Raw genomic sequence first — 13895 nt, forward strand, 5'->3', positions numbered from 1 at the left:
TATCAGACATATGAAACGTCGATTTCTATATCTAAATTAAAGCCATACATCATGAATAGTGATGTCGTAATATTGCAATTGACATGTTTTATAATGTCATATTAATATACTTAGTATAACTAGTGGGCTCCTATAACAAATTCACGGTGTTCATCATTTTCTGATTTTATAGTTCATATCACCAGAGTTGTTAGCGCTTACATAAGTTGTGGATGATCAGAAAATGAAGTGGATTCTATAGGAATTCAAGTTAAACGAATTCATTTAACTTAAGGGGGACTTTGAATGAGGAGATCCAAAAGATTCGCATTTCCAATTCTTGTTTGCTTTCTGGTTATGTTACTGCTTGTAACGGCTTGTTCAACGAAGGGAGGCTCTGGTGATCAGGCCGGAGAGGGGATTACAACGGTTACGATGTGGCATGGTCTTACCTCCATTGATTTAGATAATATGAATAAAGTCGTGAAGGCATTTGAAGAGAAAAACCCTACGATCAAAATGAATTTGGTTTATACAGAATCTAACGAGGGATCCGACCAGAAGCTGCTGACTGCAGTCGCAGGCGGCAATCCTCCTGACGTTGCACTTTTCGATCGGTTTAAGGTCGGTACTTGGGCTGCGCAAGGTTCTCTGACTGACTTATCCTCTATGGCAGCAGAATCCGGAATTCGTAAGGAAATGTATTATCCATTTGCATGGGAGGAGTCCAGTTATCAAGGAAAGCTTTATGCAATGCCGATGGATACGGACTCTCGCCTGCTATTTTACAATAAGGATCATTTCACAGAAGTGGGGTTGGATCCCAACAAACCACCACAAACGATCGCCGAGCTTGAAGCGGCCGCCGATAAGTTGACCATCAAGGAAGGTAAACGTTTCAAACGGATTGGGTTCATCCCATGGTATTCGCAAGGCTGGCTGTATACTTGGGGATGGGCATTTGGAGGAGAGTTCCAGGATGCTGCCACCGGCAAAATTACCGCAAATGATCCTAAAGTCGTGGAAGCATTACAATGGATGACCGACTTTGGCAAAAAATACAATGTCGAGGATATTGCCGGATTCACAAGTGCAGCGGGTACGGAGGAAATGGATCCGTTCATTTCCGGTCAAGTCAGCATGAAGATAAGTGGAAATTTTACGGTGAAGGGAATAGAAAAATTTAAGCCGGATTTAAACTACGGTGTTGCACCTATACCGACCCCAACAGGTACTAATTTTACGACATGGTCGGGAGGCGGGTCCGCTATTATCCCTAAAGGCGCCAAGAACGTCGCTGCTGCTTGGGAATTCCTCGAATTCTTAGGGAAAGAAGAGGGGCAAACGTTATTAAACGCTGATTCTCAAATTTCCGTTATTGATTCGGTTAACGACAAATACGGTTACAAGGACGATCCGATTATGAAGGAATTTATTAATATTTTGCCCAATTCACACAACCGCCCAGTTATTCCTGAAGGACAACTGCTGTGGAATGAGTTAGCTTCCGCTACGGAAAAGGCTACCCGCGGTAACGGTACTCCGAAAGAGAACCTTGATAGAGTAACAGAGACGGTTAATAAGGCTTTAGAAAAATACGACAAATAGAGTGCTCGGTAGGCAGGGGGAGCGAACTTTCTCCTTGCCTATTCATGAATGACAATTGGAAGGAGAATGTACATGGCGAAACTGGCCGATCCAGTTCAAGTAAAAGCAATTCCATCGGCAAGTAAACGAGCACTCCACAGAACTAACGCGATTGGGTGGCTGTTTGCTTCACCTTGGGCTATAGGGCTGCTATGCTTTTATGCAATTCCGATGCTAATGTCCATCTACTTCAGCTTCACTACTTACAGCATTCTGCAGCCTGGTGAATTTGTCGGAATGAATAATTATAGAGATCTTTTCCATGATCCTCTGTTTTGGAAATCCATATACAACACGATTTATTTTACGGTATTTTTTGTTCCATTAAGTATATTTTTCGGTGTGGCACTCGCTATGATGTTGAATATGAAGGTTAAGGGTATGGCTGTATTCAGAACGATCTTTTTCTTACCTACTCTCGTCCCACAAGTAGCTCTGGCTGTTCTGTGGATGTGGCTGTTACATCCAAACTTCGGATTGGTGAACGGGATGTTAGCGAATATAGGTATCGATGGACCCGCTTGGCTTGGTGGTGAGTCATGGTCCAAGCCCTCTCTCATTCTGATGTCGCTTTGGGGTATTGGGCAAGCGGTCGTTATCTACCTTGCTGGATTAGGAGACATTCCTGAGGAGTACTATGAAGCGGCGCAAATCGATGGAGCTAACTGGTTTCAGAAAACGAGAAAGGTAACCCTGCCTTTGCTCACTCCCGTTATTTTCTACAACCTTGTCATGGGAATGATTGGTGCATTCCAACAGTTTACTCTTCCCTATACGTTGACCAAAGGGCAAGGAACTCCTGCAAATTCCATGACTTTTTACGTCATGTATTTATATGAGAACGGATTCAGGTATTTCAAAATGGGTTATGCCTCCGCAATGGCCTGGATCTTATTTATTATCGTTATGGCATTAACCGGAATTATTTTTATTACTTCTAAACGCTGGGTTCATTATCAGGGGAAATAAGGAGGAGGAAGTAAGGGATGAATCCTACCGCTATCAAAAGAATCAATCGTGCGTTAGCCTATGTATGTCTAATTGTTGCTTCTGCATTTTTCATGATTCCGTTCATTTGGCTGCTTTCGACTTCTCTTAAACCACTCACACAAATCTTTACATTCCCACCAGAGTGGATTCCGCGTCCAATTCTGTGGAGTAATTATTCCCGTGCTGTTGAGTATATCCCTTTCTGGACATATCTGAAAAACACGGCGATTATAACTATCGTTAGTACGCTTGGTGTGATCATATCCTGTCCCTTGGTTGCCTATAGTTTTGCCAAGTTAGAGTACCGTGGGAGAGGTTTACTTTTCTTTGTTACCCTTGCTGTTATGATGATCCCCGGACAGGTGACCATGATTCCTCTATTCCTGTTGTTTACTAAATTAGGTTGGGTAGGGACACCTCTTCCACTGATTGTACCCCAATTTTTTGGAGTACCCATTTACATTTTTCTGTTGCGGCAATTTTTCATGGGACTGCCTGATGCCCTGCGCGAAGCAGCCCGCTTGGACGGCGCTAGTGAGTTCCGTATATATTTACAGATCATGTTTCCACTAGCCAAATCCGCCGTTTTAGCCGTGGCATTGTTTCAATTTATGGGGAGCTGGACTGATTTCATGGGCCCCTTGCTTTATTTAACCAATGAACCATCTTACACGGTTTCGCTCGGATTGCAGCAATTTCAGAGTCAAAAGGGATCGGAATGGGGTCTATTAATGGCCGTATCCACCTTGATGACATTACCTATTATCGTTCTGTTCTTTTTTCTTCAAAAGACGTTTATTAGCGGTATTACCTTTAGTGGTATAAAAGGTTGAACAATCATACAGGGCGGAATATCAGCGATCGAGCAAGTGTCTGGGAACTATGGATACGGATGAGCGACAGCGCATATACTCGGTAGATTTTGCGACATGGATCTGCTGTTATAGACCCACAGCTCGTGTGGCTACTACCATAAGTCGTAAATGATTAGCATAGCCCCATTGTTAAAATTGTAAAATCAAAAGAAACCGTTCCTTGGTAAATGGGTGTGCGAGCAACCATTTACCAAAAGAGACGGTTTCTTTGTACATTCAACATATTATGAATTAACTTTACTTGCCAACCAATGAAAAAAATTATTTCCATTATACAATTGTATTTTTTATTATCCAAAATGGATGGGGAAGAGTAACTGTTGGGAGTTGTTTCGACTCAAATTAATCATGCTATAGCTGGTGGTCTGCTATTGAACTTGCTGTATATTATACTTGTCCATGACAGAGTTACGAAATTTTTCGTATTCTGATAACGCTTGTGCAGTGGAGGATTGAGGTACACTATATTGAGTTATCCCTTCCAAGCTGAATTTGCCTAAATTATCGTTGATTAATCCATAATCACCAAAAGTATTTTTCATCAAGAAAAGTACACTTGTATCGCCTTTCTGTAGTTCCGTATAGTCATTAACTGTGTACTTGACGTTTCCTTCCAGACTGATGGGTTCGATGATCGTTAATTTGTTTTGATCTGAAGGGAAATCATCGGGCTTTTTCAATATCTTATCAATTTTTATATTCGTATTGGTGTGAAAAGATTGCATGGTTCCATCATCAAATGCAGTTATGATATGCTCGCGATCTTTGAAATTTTCTGTTGCATAACCAATGACGATCAGTTCAGCGAATGCATCCAGCTTATCTATTTCATGAAATGTTAGGGAGTTAGCTGAAAGGTTGACGACATTATGAATGGGAACGTCCCGTTTCGATTGACCATTGACGTAAGCGATTGCACTGACAGAGATAGCTAATAATACGAATAAAGAGACTAGTACAATCTTCTTTTTGAAAAAAGACATGATCTCATCCTCTCTGTTAGATTGGTATATTGAAAGCATTTAGCATCATTTCTACTATACACATATCTGAAAATTATTGTAAATTAATTATACATACCTGGTTTAATGAAATGAATGAGGCCAATGGTTACTTTATTGATATAAAGGAACGTGAAGACATTACGGAAGAATGGAGAGAGTGGTAATTTGACCGAATAGCATAACACCCATTTTAGATAAAGCCTCCCTAAAAAAATATGGCTATTACTCGTCCATTCGTTCAATTTTAATAGACAAGGGTGATTAATGTGGATAAAGGACTCATTATATTTCTAAACGGAACATCAAGTTCGGGGAAAACAAGCATCGCGATGGAAATGAAGAATCAAGGAGACATTCCGTTTCATCATCTATCTGTAGATCAATTTCTTCATAATTATGACCAATTCATAGATACTACATATCCAGATATTAAACCAATAAGAGAAGTGGAACACCACGTGATGACCGATATCCTGTTCGACCCCATCAATTCGTTGTACTGTGCAACCATTAAACTGTTTTCGGAGATGGGCCTGAATGTCATCGTGGATACAGTCATCAGCAATGACAAGTGGTTTAACGAGTTTTATGATTTATTATCGGATTATCCGGTATTGTTTGTAGGTGTACACTGCTCCAAAGAAGAACTTACCAGAAGAGAGCAGACCAGAGGAGATCGTGAGATTGGACTGGCCCATTCCCAGTTTGACTACATCTACTCTTATGATGAATATGATCTGGAAGTGAATACGGAAGAACTCAGTTCAGCTGCATGTGCGGAAAAGATATTAGGTTATATCAAGTCCGATCAGGAATACTCGGCATTTAAGAATTTAAGCAGAAGAGACTGAAGCTGTTTGCGTCAGATCATATGATATCCATTCCAATGAAAGTTAGGGATTCGGCCAAATCTTTTTCTTAGCGTTGCCTCGACCCAATAAGTAGATTTCATCAACAAACGCATAAGTATTAGAAAATGAAATAGAAAAGTCTTTACTACCACCGATAGGAAGTTTGCTGCCTTTAATCTGGATGAACAGTGTATTGTTATGATGTGAAATGTTGTAACCATGATATCTGCTAATACTGTCTCCAAACCCACCTTGTAGAGTAATAAGATCAGGAGAAACTTCAGTTCTCGTAACCATAATCTCGTCAGGGTCAACAACGTTGTTTAACATAAAAAGTCCAATGATAATAGGAACAACGATAATAAAAACTGCTCCAACAATAATGCTATACTTCATGTTTGGTCGCATACTCATGATTCACCTCCATAATTAGATGATATGAATCGATGTCTCAATACTCTTTGGGCATAAATTCCTTGCTCAATAAGAACATAATTCTACGTTTAGCAATAGGAGACTCATGTAAATCATATACTAATTCATTTTTGTGTATAGAGATAGGGGGAGGTTACGGATGGAAACTAACGCCATGAATCCAGAAGACCATATCCAACATATGTTGCAGGTGATCATCGAAAAAACACAATCCATCATCGGCGATAACCTTAAACAATCCTTCGGCTCGCTGGAATATTTCCTGGGACATATTGTTGAGTATCGCGATGTAAAGCAATACCTGACAGAGGAGTGGCATATCCGTACACCGCGCTGGTTAGGGGAGTATGGCAATACACCGGAGGAAGAAGAGCTTCTTTCAGACATTTACCGGCTGCAGGCATACATCACCGAAACATTAAAGGGTGGATAAGTGCTCGTGATGTCGCATTAGTCCGACTGAAATGTCGCAAAAGTACATGGTAACACGATACGGAGATCGTATATACTCTCTTTATGTTTCGATAATGAAAATCATTATCAGTACTATACATAAGGGGGATTTACAAATGAAACAAGGAACAAAGGGGCAAGCAGCTGGTAACAAAGCCTATGCTGCTCACAAATCACGATTACTCATGGGCTTGATGCTGGCCCTTATTCTTGTATTGACAGCTTGCGGTGCTGCAACAGGTACAGATAGCGGTAAGAAATCTGCGGCAACGCCAGCGGAGACACCTGCGAATGCGGAAACAAAGACGGACGGAGCTTTTCCCGTAACGATCAAGGGTATGAAGGGTGACATCACTCTAAACGAAAAACCACAGAAAATTGCAGTGCTTGATGTTAAGTTTCTGGATCAGATGTTAGCGGTTGGCGAGAAGCCAGCAGGTAGTGTTATCGCTGGAGGCAACACTGATTTCCCAGAATACTTAGGCGATCAACCGAATGGCGTAGAAGTTCTGGGTACACGGGACGAGCCTAACCTGGAAGCGATTGTTGCACTCGACCCGGATCTGATCATCATGACCGACTTCCAGGAGAAACAGTATGAGAGTGTAAGCAAAATTGCGCCTACCCTGGTACTCGATTTCTACGAAGACTGGCGTGATACGTTAGCTACGGTTGCCCAAGTTACAGACAAGCAGGATGAGGCAGAGAAAGTGCGCACAGCGTATGAAGACAAAATTGCCGGGCTGAAGACAAAATTGTCAGAGAAGCTGGGCGATGAAACAGTGGCGATCATTCGTCCACGAAAAGAAGGAATTCGTGTTCACGGTATTGAGCATCGCATTGGCGGTATTATGTACAATGACTTGGGGCTGAAGATGCCTGCTTTGGTACAGGAGATTAATGAAGATGGCTCCGTTGAAATTTCGATGGAAAAAGTGCCTGAGATTGGGGCAGATCGTTATTTTGTGCTGTCGGATGAGCTGTTTGCGGCAGAAGCAGAGTCTATGTTGAGTAATCCTGTGTGGAAGTCCCTCGATGCTGTGAAAAATAACCGCACGTATGATGTAAACTCAACACTGTGGATTGCATACTACGGACCGCTTGCAATTAATCTGATTGTTGATCAGGCATCGGAAGCCCTGCTAGGATCGAATTAATATGAACCGATATCTCTCGACAGACTTATGGAAAGAGACGGTAGAGGATTATTCGATTTTGCTTGGTGATCCGCCTGAACATAGTGTCCGTACCATTGCTTTGAGTGAGCTGCATGACGAAGAGGCGTGTCGAGAGTATATCCGCTGGTTTCAGAACTATATCGATGCACCAGACATGAAAGTTGCTGCTTCCATGTTAGCCAAGCGGCTTGGCTATCTATGGACGACTCCGCTCGTGACCGCGATGACGTATCATCATCAGCATGTAACTTTTCAACTGGAGAACAGCTTTCTCTATCATCCGAAGCTCGAAGAACATGAGGAGGGTACACGATTTCCTTTTCTAGCGGTGAATGGGCTTCAGGCTGAAGAATGGACTGGAGACAGGAACGTATGGCGGGAAAAAGCGGTCAAGGAGATGTTTGCGGTCCAGCTGACACCTCTGTTAAAGACACTTGCTGCGATTGCACCTCTTTCGATGAGCATACTCTGGGAGAATATTATGGTACGGATTGGCCGACTATTCGCTCCTGATGAAGCCGAGACAGAGCAGGAAAGTAAGATCATTCGAGAGGACTTTTCCTATCTAACACAGGTGGCATCCGGGGAGGTGTTTGGTGAGAGGAAGAATCCGTTAACCCGCTTCACCGATTGTAAGGACAATGTGCATGTTGCCAAAAGTGAGCGGATCACCTGCTGTTTCTATTACCAGATGTCAGGGGAGTATTGCCTCAAATGTCCGAAAATTGACAATGAGAAAGAATCTCAATTAAAATGACAACAGCAACAATTTACCTATGCGATTGTCAGGAGATGAGAGAAATGCCGCTGCAAGAACAGACAAGTCTATGGAGTGATACGACGATCAAGATGATCGACGGATATAGCGGTACTTTGCAGACTGGCAGTGTTCTTCACGAAACCGAATTAATTTCAAATGTGTTACTGCTGGCGGTAGGCGGGGAAGGGGAGCTTGCAATGAATGGTGAAGTTTTCCACATTGGAGCTTCTTTTGCTTGTCATGTAGCGAAGGGAACATCCGTTACACTGACGGCTAGATCAGACGAACTTTATTATATCGTGATTAGGTATAAGGCTTCTTCCCTGGAAGGAGCCTCCCATGCGTTGCCCTCGTATCGCAAACATCCGCTGCAAACGTCGTTTATTCAAAATCCTGTGACGCAAGCGGAATGGATTCAGAATGCGGAAAAAATCGTTGCCAAATGGCGTCGCGGCGAAGGGCTGGAACGTTTTCATGCCAATGCATTGCTTCAGGGGATGATCTACGAACTGATCATGGAGTATGAACGTGGTCAAGGTGGAGCAGAGTCCGACATGGTGGATGTGGTCGTGTCCTATATATCATCGCATTATCGGCAGAATCTGGAGCTGAAAGAGCTGGCAGCCCTCGCCGGATGCAGTGTAAGGCAGTTGCAGCGACGATTCAAACAAGAGAAACAGCTCGGGCCGATGGAGTACGTCATCCAGTTGCGGATGGAGAATGCGTCGCGGATGTTACTTCATACGGATGCTTCCATTGGGGAAATTGCTGACAAAATGGGCTACCGCGACATGTATTATTTCAGCAGGGCGTTTAAGAAATATTATGGCGTTCCTCCACTGCGTTATCGACTTGCTGCCGCTTCAGAATTAGATGAAAACTATGCTCAAGCCTTACTGCGGAATCGCACAGCTTCTTCGTACGAGTCGGCCCAAGGTCCGGTGATCTGCCATATGCGAGGTGAATATCAGGTTACTGAATCACCACAACGTATCGCCGTACTGGATGTTCAATATGCCGATCATTTGCTTGCGCTTGGTTTGTCTCCAGTAGGAAGTGTAGGATCGGGAAGTGCCGTGGTCAATTTCCCTCAATATATCCGAGCAGGACTTCAGGGTACCGAATTACTCGGAACGTATGAGTATCCTGATCTGCTTGCGGTAGAACGATTGTCACCGGATCTGATTATCTGTACCGAGGTGCATGATCAGCATCATGAACGGTTAAGTCGAATCGCTCCAGTGATTATGTTCAAGCGTAATGAGAGCTGGCAGACCATCCTGAGTCTGTTCGGTGAACTGACAGGCAAGCGAGCAGAGGCCAAGCGTATACTTGCCGATTATCATCGACGTACTGCTTTGCTGTCCGAAGAACTGGCTGCAGTACTGGCAGGTAAAAGTGTAGCATTGATTCGTCCGCTGGACTCTCTCGTTCGGGTTCACTCTGCCGCACATCGTACAGGCGCTGTGCTGTACCGTGATCTGGGTCTGCCTGTTCCGTTATTTGTATCCGATACCGCCGACACGGCCTATCATATCTCGGTTGATAGACTACCGGCTGTACAAGCCAGTCATTACTTTTTGCTCAGTAATGAGCTTATGCAGGATGGGATATCCGCGACAGAACAGCGTGTGTGGGGGATGCTGGATTCTGGTGAGCGTCAACAAATACATTCCGTCGATGCTGCGACATGGATCGGTTGTTATGGGCCGATGGGGATCAATGGCATTGTGGATCAGATTGAGCAGGCGTTGTTGGGGTGAGGGGGAGTTCCGCTGTGACTCCTCCTATTTTACATATGGGGGGCAATTTATCTGATTTAACCTTTATAAAATGAGTTTTTTAATTTAAATTTTTGTTAAAATGTGGAACAATTTAAATGCGAAAATCGTTTAATGATTAAGGGGCGAATATGATGAAAAAATATTTACTCTTCACCTTAATTTGTGCTTCGTTGTTGACTTTGTTTCTTAGCGCATGTCAGAGTTCTAGTCAGTCCGATCAGATGGAAGTAAGCAAAGAACCAAAAGAATTAGAAACCTTCTATCCCGGGGATATTACACAGGTTGATTCTATTAGAATGATGAGCAGTGATGGCACTAAAAAAATAACTACAGATCAAGCACTCATTCTGGAATGGATTGAAAAAGTACGCCACTTAAAGGTTGTACTTGATCCAGATCAAGAAGATTCAACAGGGGTTCTGTTTCATATCACTATGTTTGAGCAGGGGAAAGAAATGTTATATATGACCCCTACCGATATAAATCATCAGCGGATGCAGCCACAATCAGAGTTAGCAGACCGAATGACAGAGCTTTACGATACTGTAAAATAAGGTGATAATCGCTGGTTGTGAACTAGGAAAAGCTAACATTTAAGCACAATGAAAAGCAACGCTCGTTTAAAAAGACGGGGCGTTGTTTTCTTTACTCATCTAAGGTTGAGAATTTTCAATTTGTTTTTTACTTCTAGGCTCCTTTGAATGCTTCTGTGGCCTAAGCAGTTTACGAGTTGCTCCTAGAAAAGGTGAGATTAGACTTTAATGAGACTCGCCTGTCGCCGAGCCGTTGACTATTTTGACTAACCTATATGTTAAAATGATAGTAAGTTGAACAAATACGAATAACCGGAGGTATAACACATGAAATGGCAAGAGGTTAGAGAACTGTTCCCTGACCAATTTGTTCTGGTTTCTATCATTCATTATCATGAGGAAGATAACAAAAAAATCGTAGATGAAGTTGCACCAATTCGCACCGTATCAGAACAAGATGCGAATAAAGAGTTTTTTCGAGTAGAACCTGGTAACGTTGTATATCATACTTCGAATCAAGACTTTGTGATTCATCTCCGTAAAGATTAGAAGGAGAGACTATGAACGAAAAAATTAAAGCGAAATTAAAAAAGCAATTGCTATTCATCGTTCTATTTATTTTTATTATTGGAGTTCAATTAACTACCAGATACTTCGCATATCATCCTCCTGTATGGACAACTGCATTATCAACTTTTTGCTTTATTATTTTTTGTATACTCGGCCTTGTAACATACCTTGATCTCAAGAAGCAAGAGCAGTTCATAACGATTGGACAAGTCGTAGATGTGAGATTGAACAAAAATATCATCGTAGTTAAAGGATTGGGACGAGGTAATAGCAAGATTTTAATCAAAGATAGTCATATTTTGAATATGATGCAGCCAAATGACCTCATTGAAATCACGAGATTAAAATATACAAAAACAATAACGAAAAAAGTGTATAAAGACCAGGAGATAGAACTTTGATCAAGTGGTGGGAGAGATAAGTATTTTACATAATAATAAAGAGCATTTTTGGATGTACATCTAAGGTAGAAGGAGAGAATGGATATGGACAACATAAACTCTCAACATTGCAACCTAAATATAAGGTATGACCTGCCTGATGAGGTATGGGCTAAAGTTGCTAAAGTATATGAGTGTATGCCAGGGTGGATGGGTTATAACAGTGGAATTCCACATTGGTTTGGTACTGAAGAGGATGAGGTCTTCATTGAAGCATCCGTTGAGCCTAGTGGGTTATCCTTTTATGCGCAGATGAATAGCGAGGATTGGGCTTCTTGGATAGAAGCATTTAAGTTGGAAGCGTCAAAAGTGTTGGGCTTTGATGTTGGTGAACCTGAGGATGGATATGTATGATATTATGTGAAATTGTATTAGAAGAGTTGGAGTAGGTGAGTTAAGTAGTGGAAAGGAAATTCAAAAGTCATTTTTTTTATATTGTTCTACTGTCAGTTCCATTTGTAGTATTAGAGATTTTACTTTTATTAAAATATCCTAACACCGGATTAGGAAGAATTATTAGCGTGCCATTAACCTTTATGATGAATGGTGTGATAATTCTGATCTCATCTAGTTTGGTTTATTATTTGCTTAAATACACCGGATTTAGAGTCGTTGTGCGAGTCATTCTAGGAATAATTATATGTCTGACTCTTATCGTAACAATATGGTTATATCCGCAGGATTCATCTATACATATTTCAGAAATCATAATAGAAGATATTAAGAATTTCTGGATTAAATGAGGATTTCAATCATCCTAAGATAAGAGCTATCTAAGGATGAAGCCAGTCGTGAATCTTTGATTGTTAGGTAAGATCCATACATCCATTTTAAAGAGGTGAGACTCCTGAAAGACAAAACCAAAGTAATGGCTTATTTTAGCTTGTTTGGAGATGAATTCGATCCGAATTATGTAAGTTCAATACTTAAAATTGAACCTACGAATACGGCTTATAAAGGCGATATAATTAACAAAAAGCATCGAATAAAAGAAACATCATGGACATTAGGTACGCATTATGAAGAATCATTAGATGTAAATCACCAATTAACAAAAGTAGTTGATCTATTAAAAAATAAAGTGAAAGAAATCAATTCGATTCGGATTGAACATCGATTATTTACGAAAATTTTCATTGTAATCAGAATAGAAGAGGGCAAAACTCCTGCTCTTTATTTCGATTCTGATTTTATTGAATTCGTTAATATGATTCATGCTGAAATTGATGTGGATTTGTATACAAATCCATATAATGAAGAATTGGAACAAGAATAGACGAATCTTAAGGCTCATCATCGGATAAAGTGTTTATGTTGTGGGACAGGCTTCCTTTTTGCTGTAAATAGTGGTGTTTTCCTTAAAGGAGGATCTTAAATAATTGAGAAAACGACATTCTATTGAAAAAGCGGAGTGGTCAGAAACTAGAGAGAACCACTATCACAAAGACTGCAAGGATATGGCATTTGCATTTGGCGATAGACTCATCGAAGTGGATGGCACGGTTTATTTGAAAAGAAAAGAAGTCGAGATTAAGGTGATTAAACCTCTTAAACGAAAAACATTTTGGTATGAAACATGGCTGAAGATCAAAGAAATCTACAATGCATAGTCTAACATGAAATTCAACATGATCACTTAAGAGCCAGTGAAGGTTGATTAATTATTTTGTGAGTCATATCAGGAGGTAATATATTTCAATGACGATAATTTGTCTCGAAGGTGCCAGTTCTGTAGGTAAAAGTACGACTTGTCAGCAGTTCGCTACACAATATGATGCATTTATTGTTCCAGAAAAAGGGAATCTTTTTGAAACTCCTCAGCTTGAAGGTAAGGAACTTATGATGTGGTTACTGGAGAGACAAATCGACAGATGGCATATAGCATATGAGAAGAATCAACAACATGAGTATGTGATATTGGATAGCGATGTATTTAAGATGTGGTACAGCTGGATATATGGTTATGAGCATCTATCTTTAGATGAAACAGCGAACTTTTTTAGAAAGAAATTATTGGAGAATGAAATATCATTACCGGATGCTTATGTACTATTCTGGGCGGAAGAAGATGAACTGCGCAAGCGAAAGGAGATGGATCAGACACGATCCAGAAGAAATTTTGATAAACACCTACGCATGATTGAACCTCAAATGAGATACTTTCATTATCTTAATGAACTCGTACCAGGATATGTGGGAATTCATAAAGCAGAGTCTATAGCAGATAATGTACATCATATTGTAAAGCATAGCGAGACATTACCGCACATAAAAAAACGAGAGATCGAGATCTTTGATAGAGTCATTGATTTTTACAAGAGTACTACTCCTTAAACTCAGTGTGGCTTTTGATATCAGATACCGAGTTACTTTAGCTGTGTCTTGGTTAAATGACC

Annotated in this window: 17 protein-coding genes; 15 read left to right on the forward strand and 2 right to left on the reverse strand. The window is 41.1% G+C overall.

All coding sequences use genetic code 11. The features are described 5' to 3' along the window. The first annotated feature begins 285 nt into the window (after window positions 1-285). The 3 genes from NLBNIHML_RS25065 to NLBNIHML_RS25075 all read left to right on the forward strand — a co-directional run bounded on the left by NLBNIHML_RS25065 (window position 286) and on the right by NLBNIHML_RS25075 (window position 3449). Window positions 286-1587: an ABC transporter substrate-binding protein gene (locus NLBNIHML_RS25065; RefSeq protein WP_339259722.1), complete on the forward strand. Its 1302-nt coding sequence runs from the start codon at window positions 286-288 to the stop codon at window positions 1585-1587. A 72-nt stretch (window positions 1588-1659) separates the two neighbouring features. After that, window positions 1660-2595, forward strand: a complete 936-nt coding sequence (locus tag NLBNIHML_RS25070; protein WP_494353031.1) for a carbohydrate ABC transporter permease — start codon at window positions 1660-1662, stop codon at window positions 2593-2595. A gap of 17 nt (window positions 2596-2612) precedes the next feature. Continuing rightward, window positions 2613-3449, forward strand: coding sequence for a carbohydrate ABC transporter permease (locus NLBNIHML_RS25075; protein WP_091015157.1), 837 nt, complete (start codon window positions 2613-2615; stop codon window positions 3447-3449). Between the two features lie 410 nt (window positions 3450-3859). Here the strand turns inward: NLBNIHML_RS25075 and NLBNIHML_RS25080 are convergent, their stop codons facing one another. After that, window positions 3860-4474 carry a hypothetical protein gene (locus NLBNIHML_RS25080; protein WP_494353032.1) on the reverse strand — a complete coding sequence of 205 codons (615 nt, stop codon included), beginning with the start codon at window positions 4472-4474 and terminating at the stop codon, window positions 3860-3862. A 287-nt stretch (window positions 4475-4761) separates the two neighbouring features. Here NLBNIHML_RS25080 and NLBNIHML_RS25085 point away from each other — a divergent pair, with 287 nt between their 5' ends. Further along, complete coding sequence (locus NLBNIHML_RS25085; RefSeq protein ID WP_472473715.1) at window positions 4762-5346, forward strand: chloramphenicol phosphotransferase CPT family protein; 585 nt, start codon at window positions 4762-4764, stop codon at window positions 5344-5346. A 42-nt stretch (window positions 5347-5388) separates the two neighbouring features. Here the strand turns inward: NLBNIHML_RS25085 and NLBNIHML_RS25090 are convergent, their stop codons facing one another. Beyond that, complete coding sequence (locus NLBNIHML_RS25090; RefSeq protein WP_494353033.1) at window positions 5389-5760, reverse strand: hypothetical protein; 372 nt, start codon at window positions 5758-5760, stop codon at window positions 5389-5391. Window positions 5761-5920: 160 nt separating this feature from the next. Here NLBNIHML_RS25090 and NLBNIHML_RS25095 point away from each other — a divergent pair, with 160 nt between their 5' ends. From NLBNIHML_RS25095 to NLBNIHML_RS25145, 11 genes are all read left to right on the forward strand, one after another. Next, entirely contained in the window at window positions 5921-6214 is a 294-nt protein-coding gene (locus tag NLBNIHML_RS25095; RefSeq protein ID WP_494353034.1) for a hypothetical protein, read from the forward strand. 136 nt (window positions 6215-6350) lie between these two features. After that, a complete protein-coding gene (locus tag NLBNIHML_RS25100; RefSeq protein ID WP_494353035.1) occupies window positions 6351-7391 on the forward strand; it encodes an ABC transporter substrate-binding protein in 1041 nt (346 codons plus the stop codon). Window position 7392: 1 nt separating this feature from the next. Continuing rightward, a complete protein-coding gene (locus tag NLBNIHML_RS25105; protein WP_494353036.1) occupies window positions 7393-8169 on the forward strand; it encodes a ferric iron reductase in 777 nt (258 codons plus the stop codon). 44 nt (window positions 8170-8213) lie between these two features. Further along, a complete protein-coding gene (locus NLBNIHML_RS25110) occupies window positions 8214-9935 on the forward strand; it encodes a helix-turn-helix domain-containing protein (protein WP_494353037.1) in 1722 nt (573 codons plus the stop codon). A gap of 149 nt (window positions 9936-10084) precedes the next feature. Beyond that, window positions 10085-10510, forward strand: coding sequence for a hypothetical protein (locus tag NLBNIHML_RS25115; RefSeq protein ID WP_494353038.1), 426 nt, complete (start codon window positions 10085-10087; stop codon window positions 10508-10510). 306 nt (window positions 10511-10816) lie between these two features. Beyond that, window positions 10817-11038, forward strand: coding sequence for a hypothetical protein (locus NLBNIHML_RS25120; protein WP_124113519.1), 222 nt, complete (start codon window positions 10817-10819; stop codon window positions 11036-11038). Between the two features lie 11 nt (window positions 11039-11049). Further along, on the forward strand, window positions 11050-11460 hold the full coding sequence (locus tag NLBNIHML_RS25125) for a hypothetical protein (protein ID WP_494353039.1): 411 nt from the start codon (window positions 11050-11052) through the stop codon (window positions 11458-11460). An 84-nt stretch (window positions 11461-11544) separates the two neighbouring features. After that, window positions 11545-11853, forward strand: a complete 309-nt coding sequence (locus NLBNIHML_RS25130) for a hypothetical protein (protein WP_494353040.1) — start codon at window positions 11545-11547, stop codon at window positions 11851-11853. 514 nt (window positions 11854-12367) lie between these two features. Next, window positions 12368-12775, forward strand: a complete 408-nt coding sequence (locus NLBNIHML_RS25135; protein ID WP_494353041.1) for a DUF4279 domain-containing protein — start codon at window positions 12368-12370, stop codon at window positions 12773-12775. Window positions 12776-12878: 103 nt separating this feature from the next. Continuing rightward, entirely contained in the window at window positions 12879-13109 is a 231-nt protein-coding gene (locus NLBNIHML_RS25140; protein WP_310333564.1) for a hypothetical protein, read from the forward strand. Between the two features lie 88 nt (window positions 13110-13197). After that, window positions 13198-13833 carry a chloramphenicol acetyltransferase gene (locus tag NLBNIHML_RS25145; RefSeq protein WP_494353042.1) on the forward strand — a complete coding sequence of 212 codons (636 nt, stop codon included), beginning with the start codon at window positions 13198-13200 and terminating at the stop codon, window positions 13831-13833. Window positions 13834-13895 lie beyond the last annotated feature (62 nt).

This window comes from Paenibacillus sp. JNU01, assembly GCF_059130585.1.

Coding starts and splice junctions, on each gene's coding strand:
- NLBNIHML_RS25065 (WP_339259722.1), top strand. CDS start 286: ATGAGGAGATCCAAAAGATTCGCATTTCCAATTCTTGTTTGCTTTCTG.
- NLBNIHML_RS25070 (WP_494353031.1), top strand. CDS start 1,660: ATGGCGAAACTGGCCGATCCAGTTCAAGTAAAAGCAATTCCATCGGCA.
- NLBNIHML_RS25075 (WP_091015157.1), top strand. CDS start 2,613: ATGAATCCTACCGCTATCAAAAGAATCAATCGTGCGTTAGCCTATGTA.
- NLBNIHML_RS25080 (WP_494353032.1), bottom strand. CDS start 4,474: ATGTCTTTTTTCAAAAAGAAGATTGTACTAGTCTCTTTATTCGTATTA.
- NLBNIHML_RS25090 (WP_494353033.1), bottom strand. CDS start 5,760: ATGAGTATGCGACCAAACATGAAGTATAGCATTATTGTTGGAGCAGTT.
- NLBNIHML_RS25095 (WP_494353034.1), top strand. CDS start 5,921: ATGGAAACTAACGCCATGAATCCAGAAGACCATATCCAACATATGTTG.
- NLBNIHML_RS25100 (WP_494353035.1), top strand. CDS start 6,351: ATGAAACAAGGAACAAAGGGGCAAGCAGCTGGTAACAAAGCCTATGCT.
- NLBNIHML_RS25105 (WP_494353036.1), top strand. CDS start 7,393: ATGAACCGATATCTCTCGACAGACTTATGGAAAGAGACGGTAGAGGAT.
- NLBNIHML_RS25110 (WP_494353037.1), top strand. CDS start 8,214: ATGCCGCTGCAAGAACAGACAAGTCTATGGAGTGATACGACGATCAAG.
- NLBNIHML_RS25115 (WP_494353038.1), top strand. CDS start 10,085: ATGATGAAAAAATATTTACTCTTCACCTTAATTTGTGCTTCGTTGTTG.
- NLBNIHML_RS25120 (WP_124113519.1), top strand. CDS start 10,817: ATGAAATGGCAAGAGGTTAGAGAACTGTTCCCTGACCAATTTGTTCTG.
- NLBNIHML_RS25125 (WP_494353039.1), top strand. CDS start 11,050: ATGAACGAAAAAATTAAAGCGAAATTAAAAAAGCAATTGCTATTCATC.
- NLBNIHML_RS25130 (WP_494353040.1), top strand. CDS start 11,545: ATGGACAACATAAACTCTCAACATTGCAACCTAAATATAAGGTATGAC.
- NLBNIHML_RS25135 (WP_494353041.1), top strand. CDS start 12,368: ATGGCTTATTTTAGCTTGTTTGGAGATGAATTCGATCCGAATTATGTA.
- NLBNIHML_RS25145 (WP_494353042.1), top strand. CDS start 13,198: ATGACGATAATTTGTCTCGAAGGTGCCAGTTCTGTAGGTAAAAGTACG.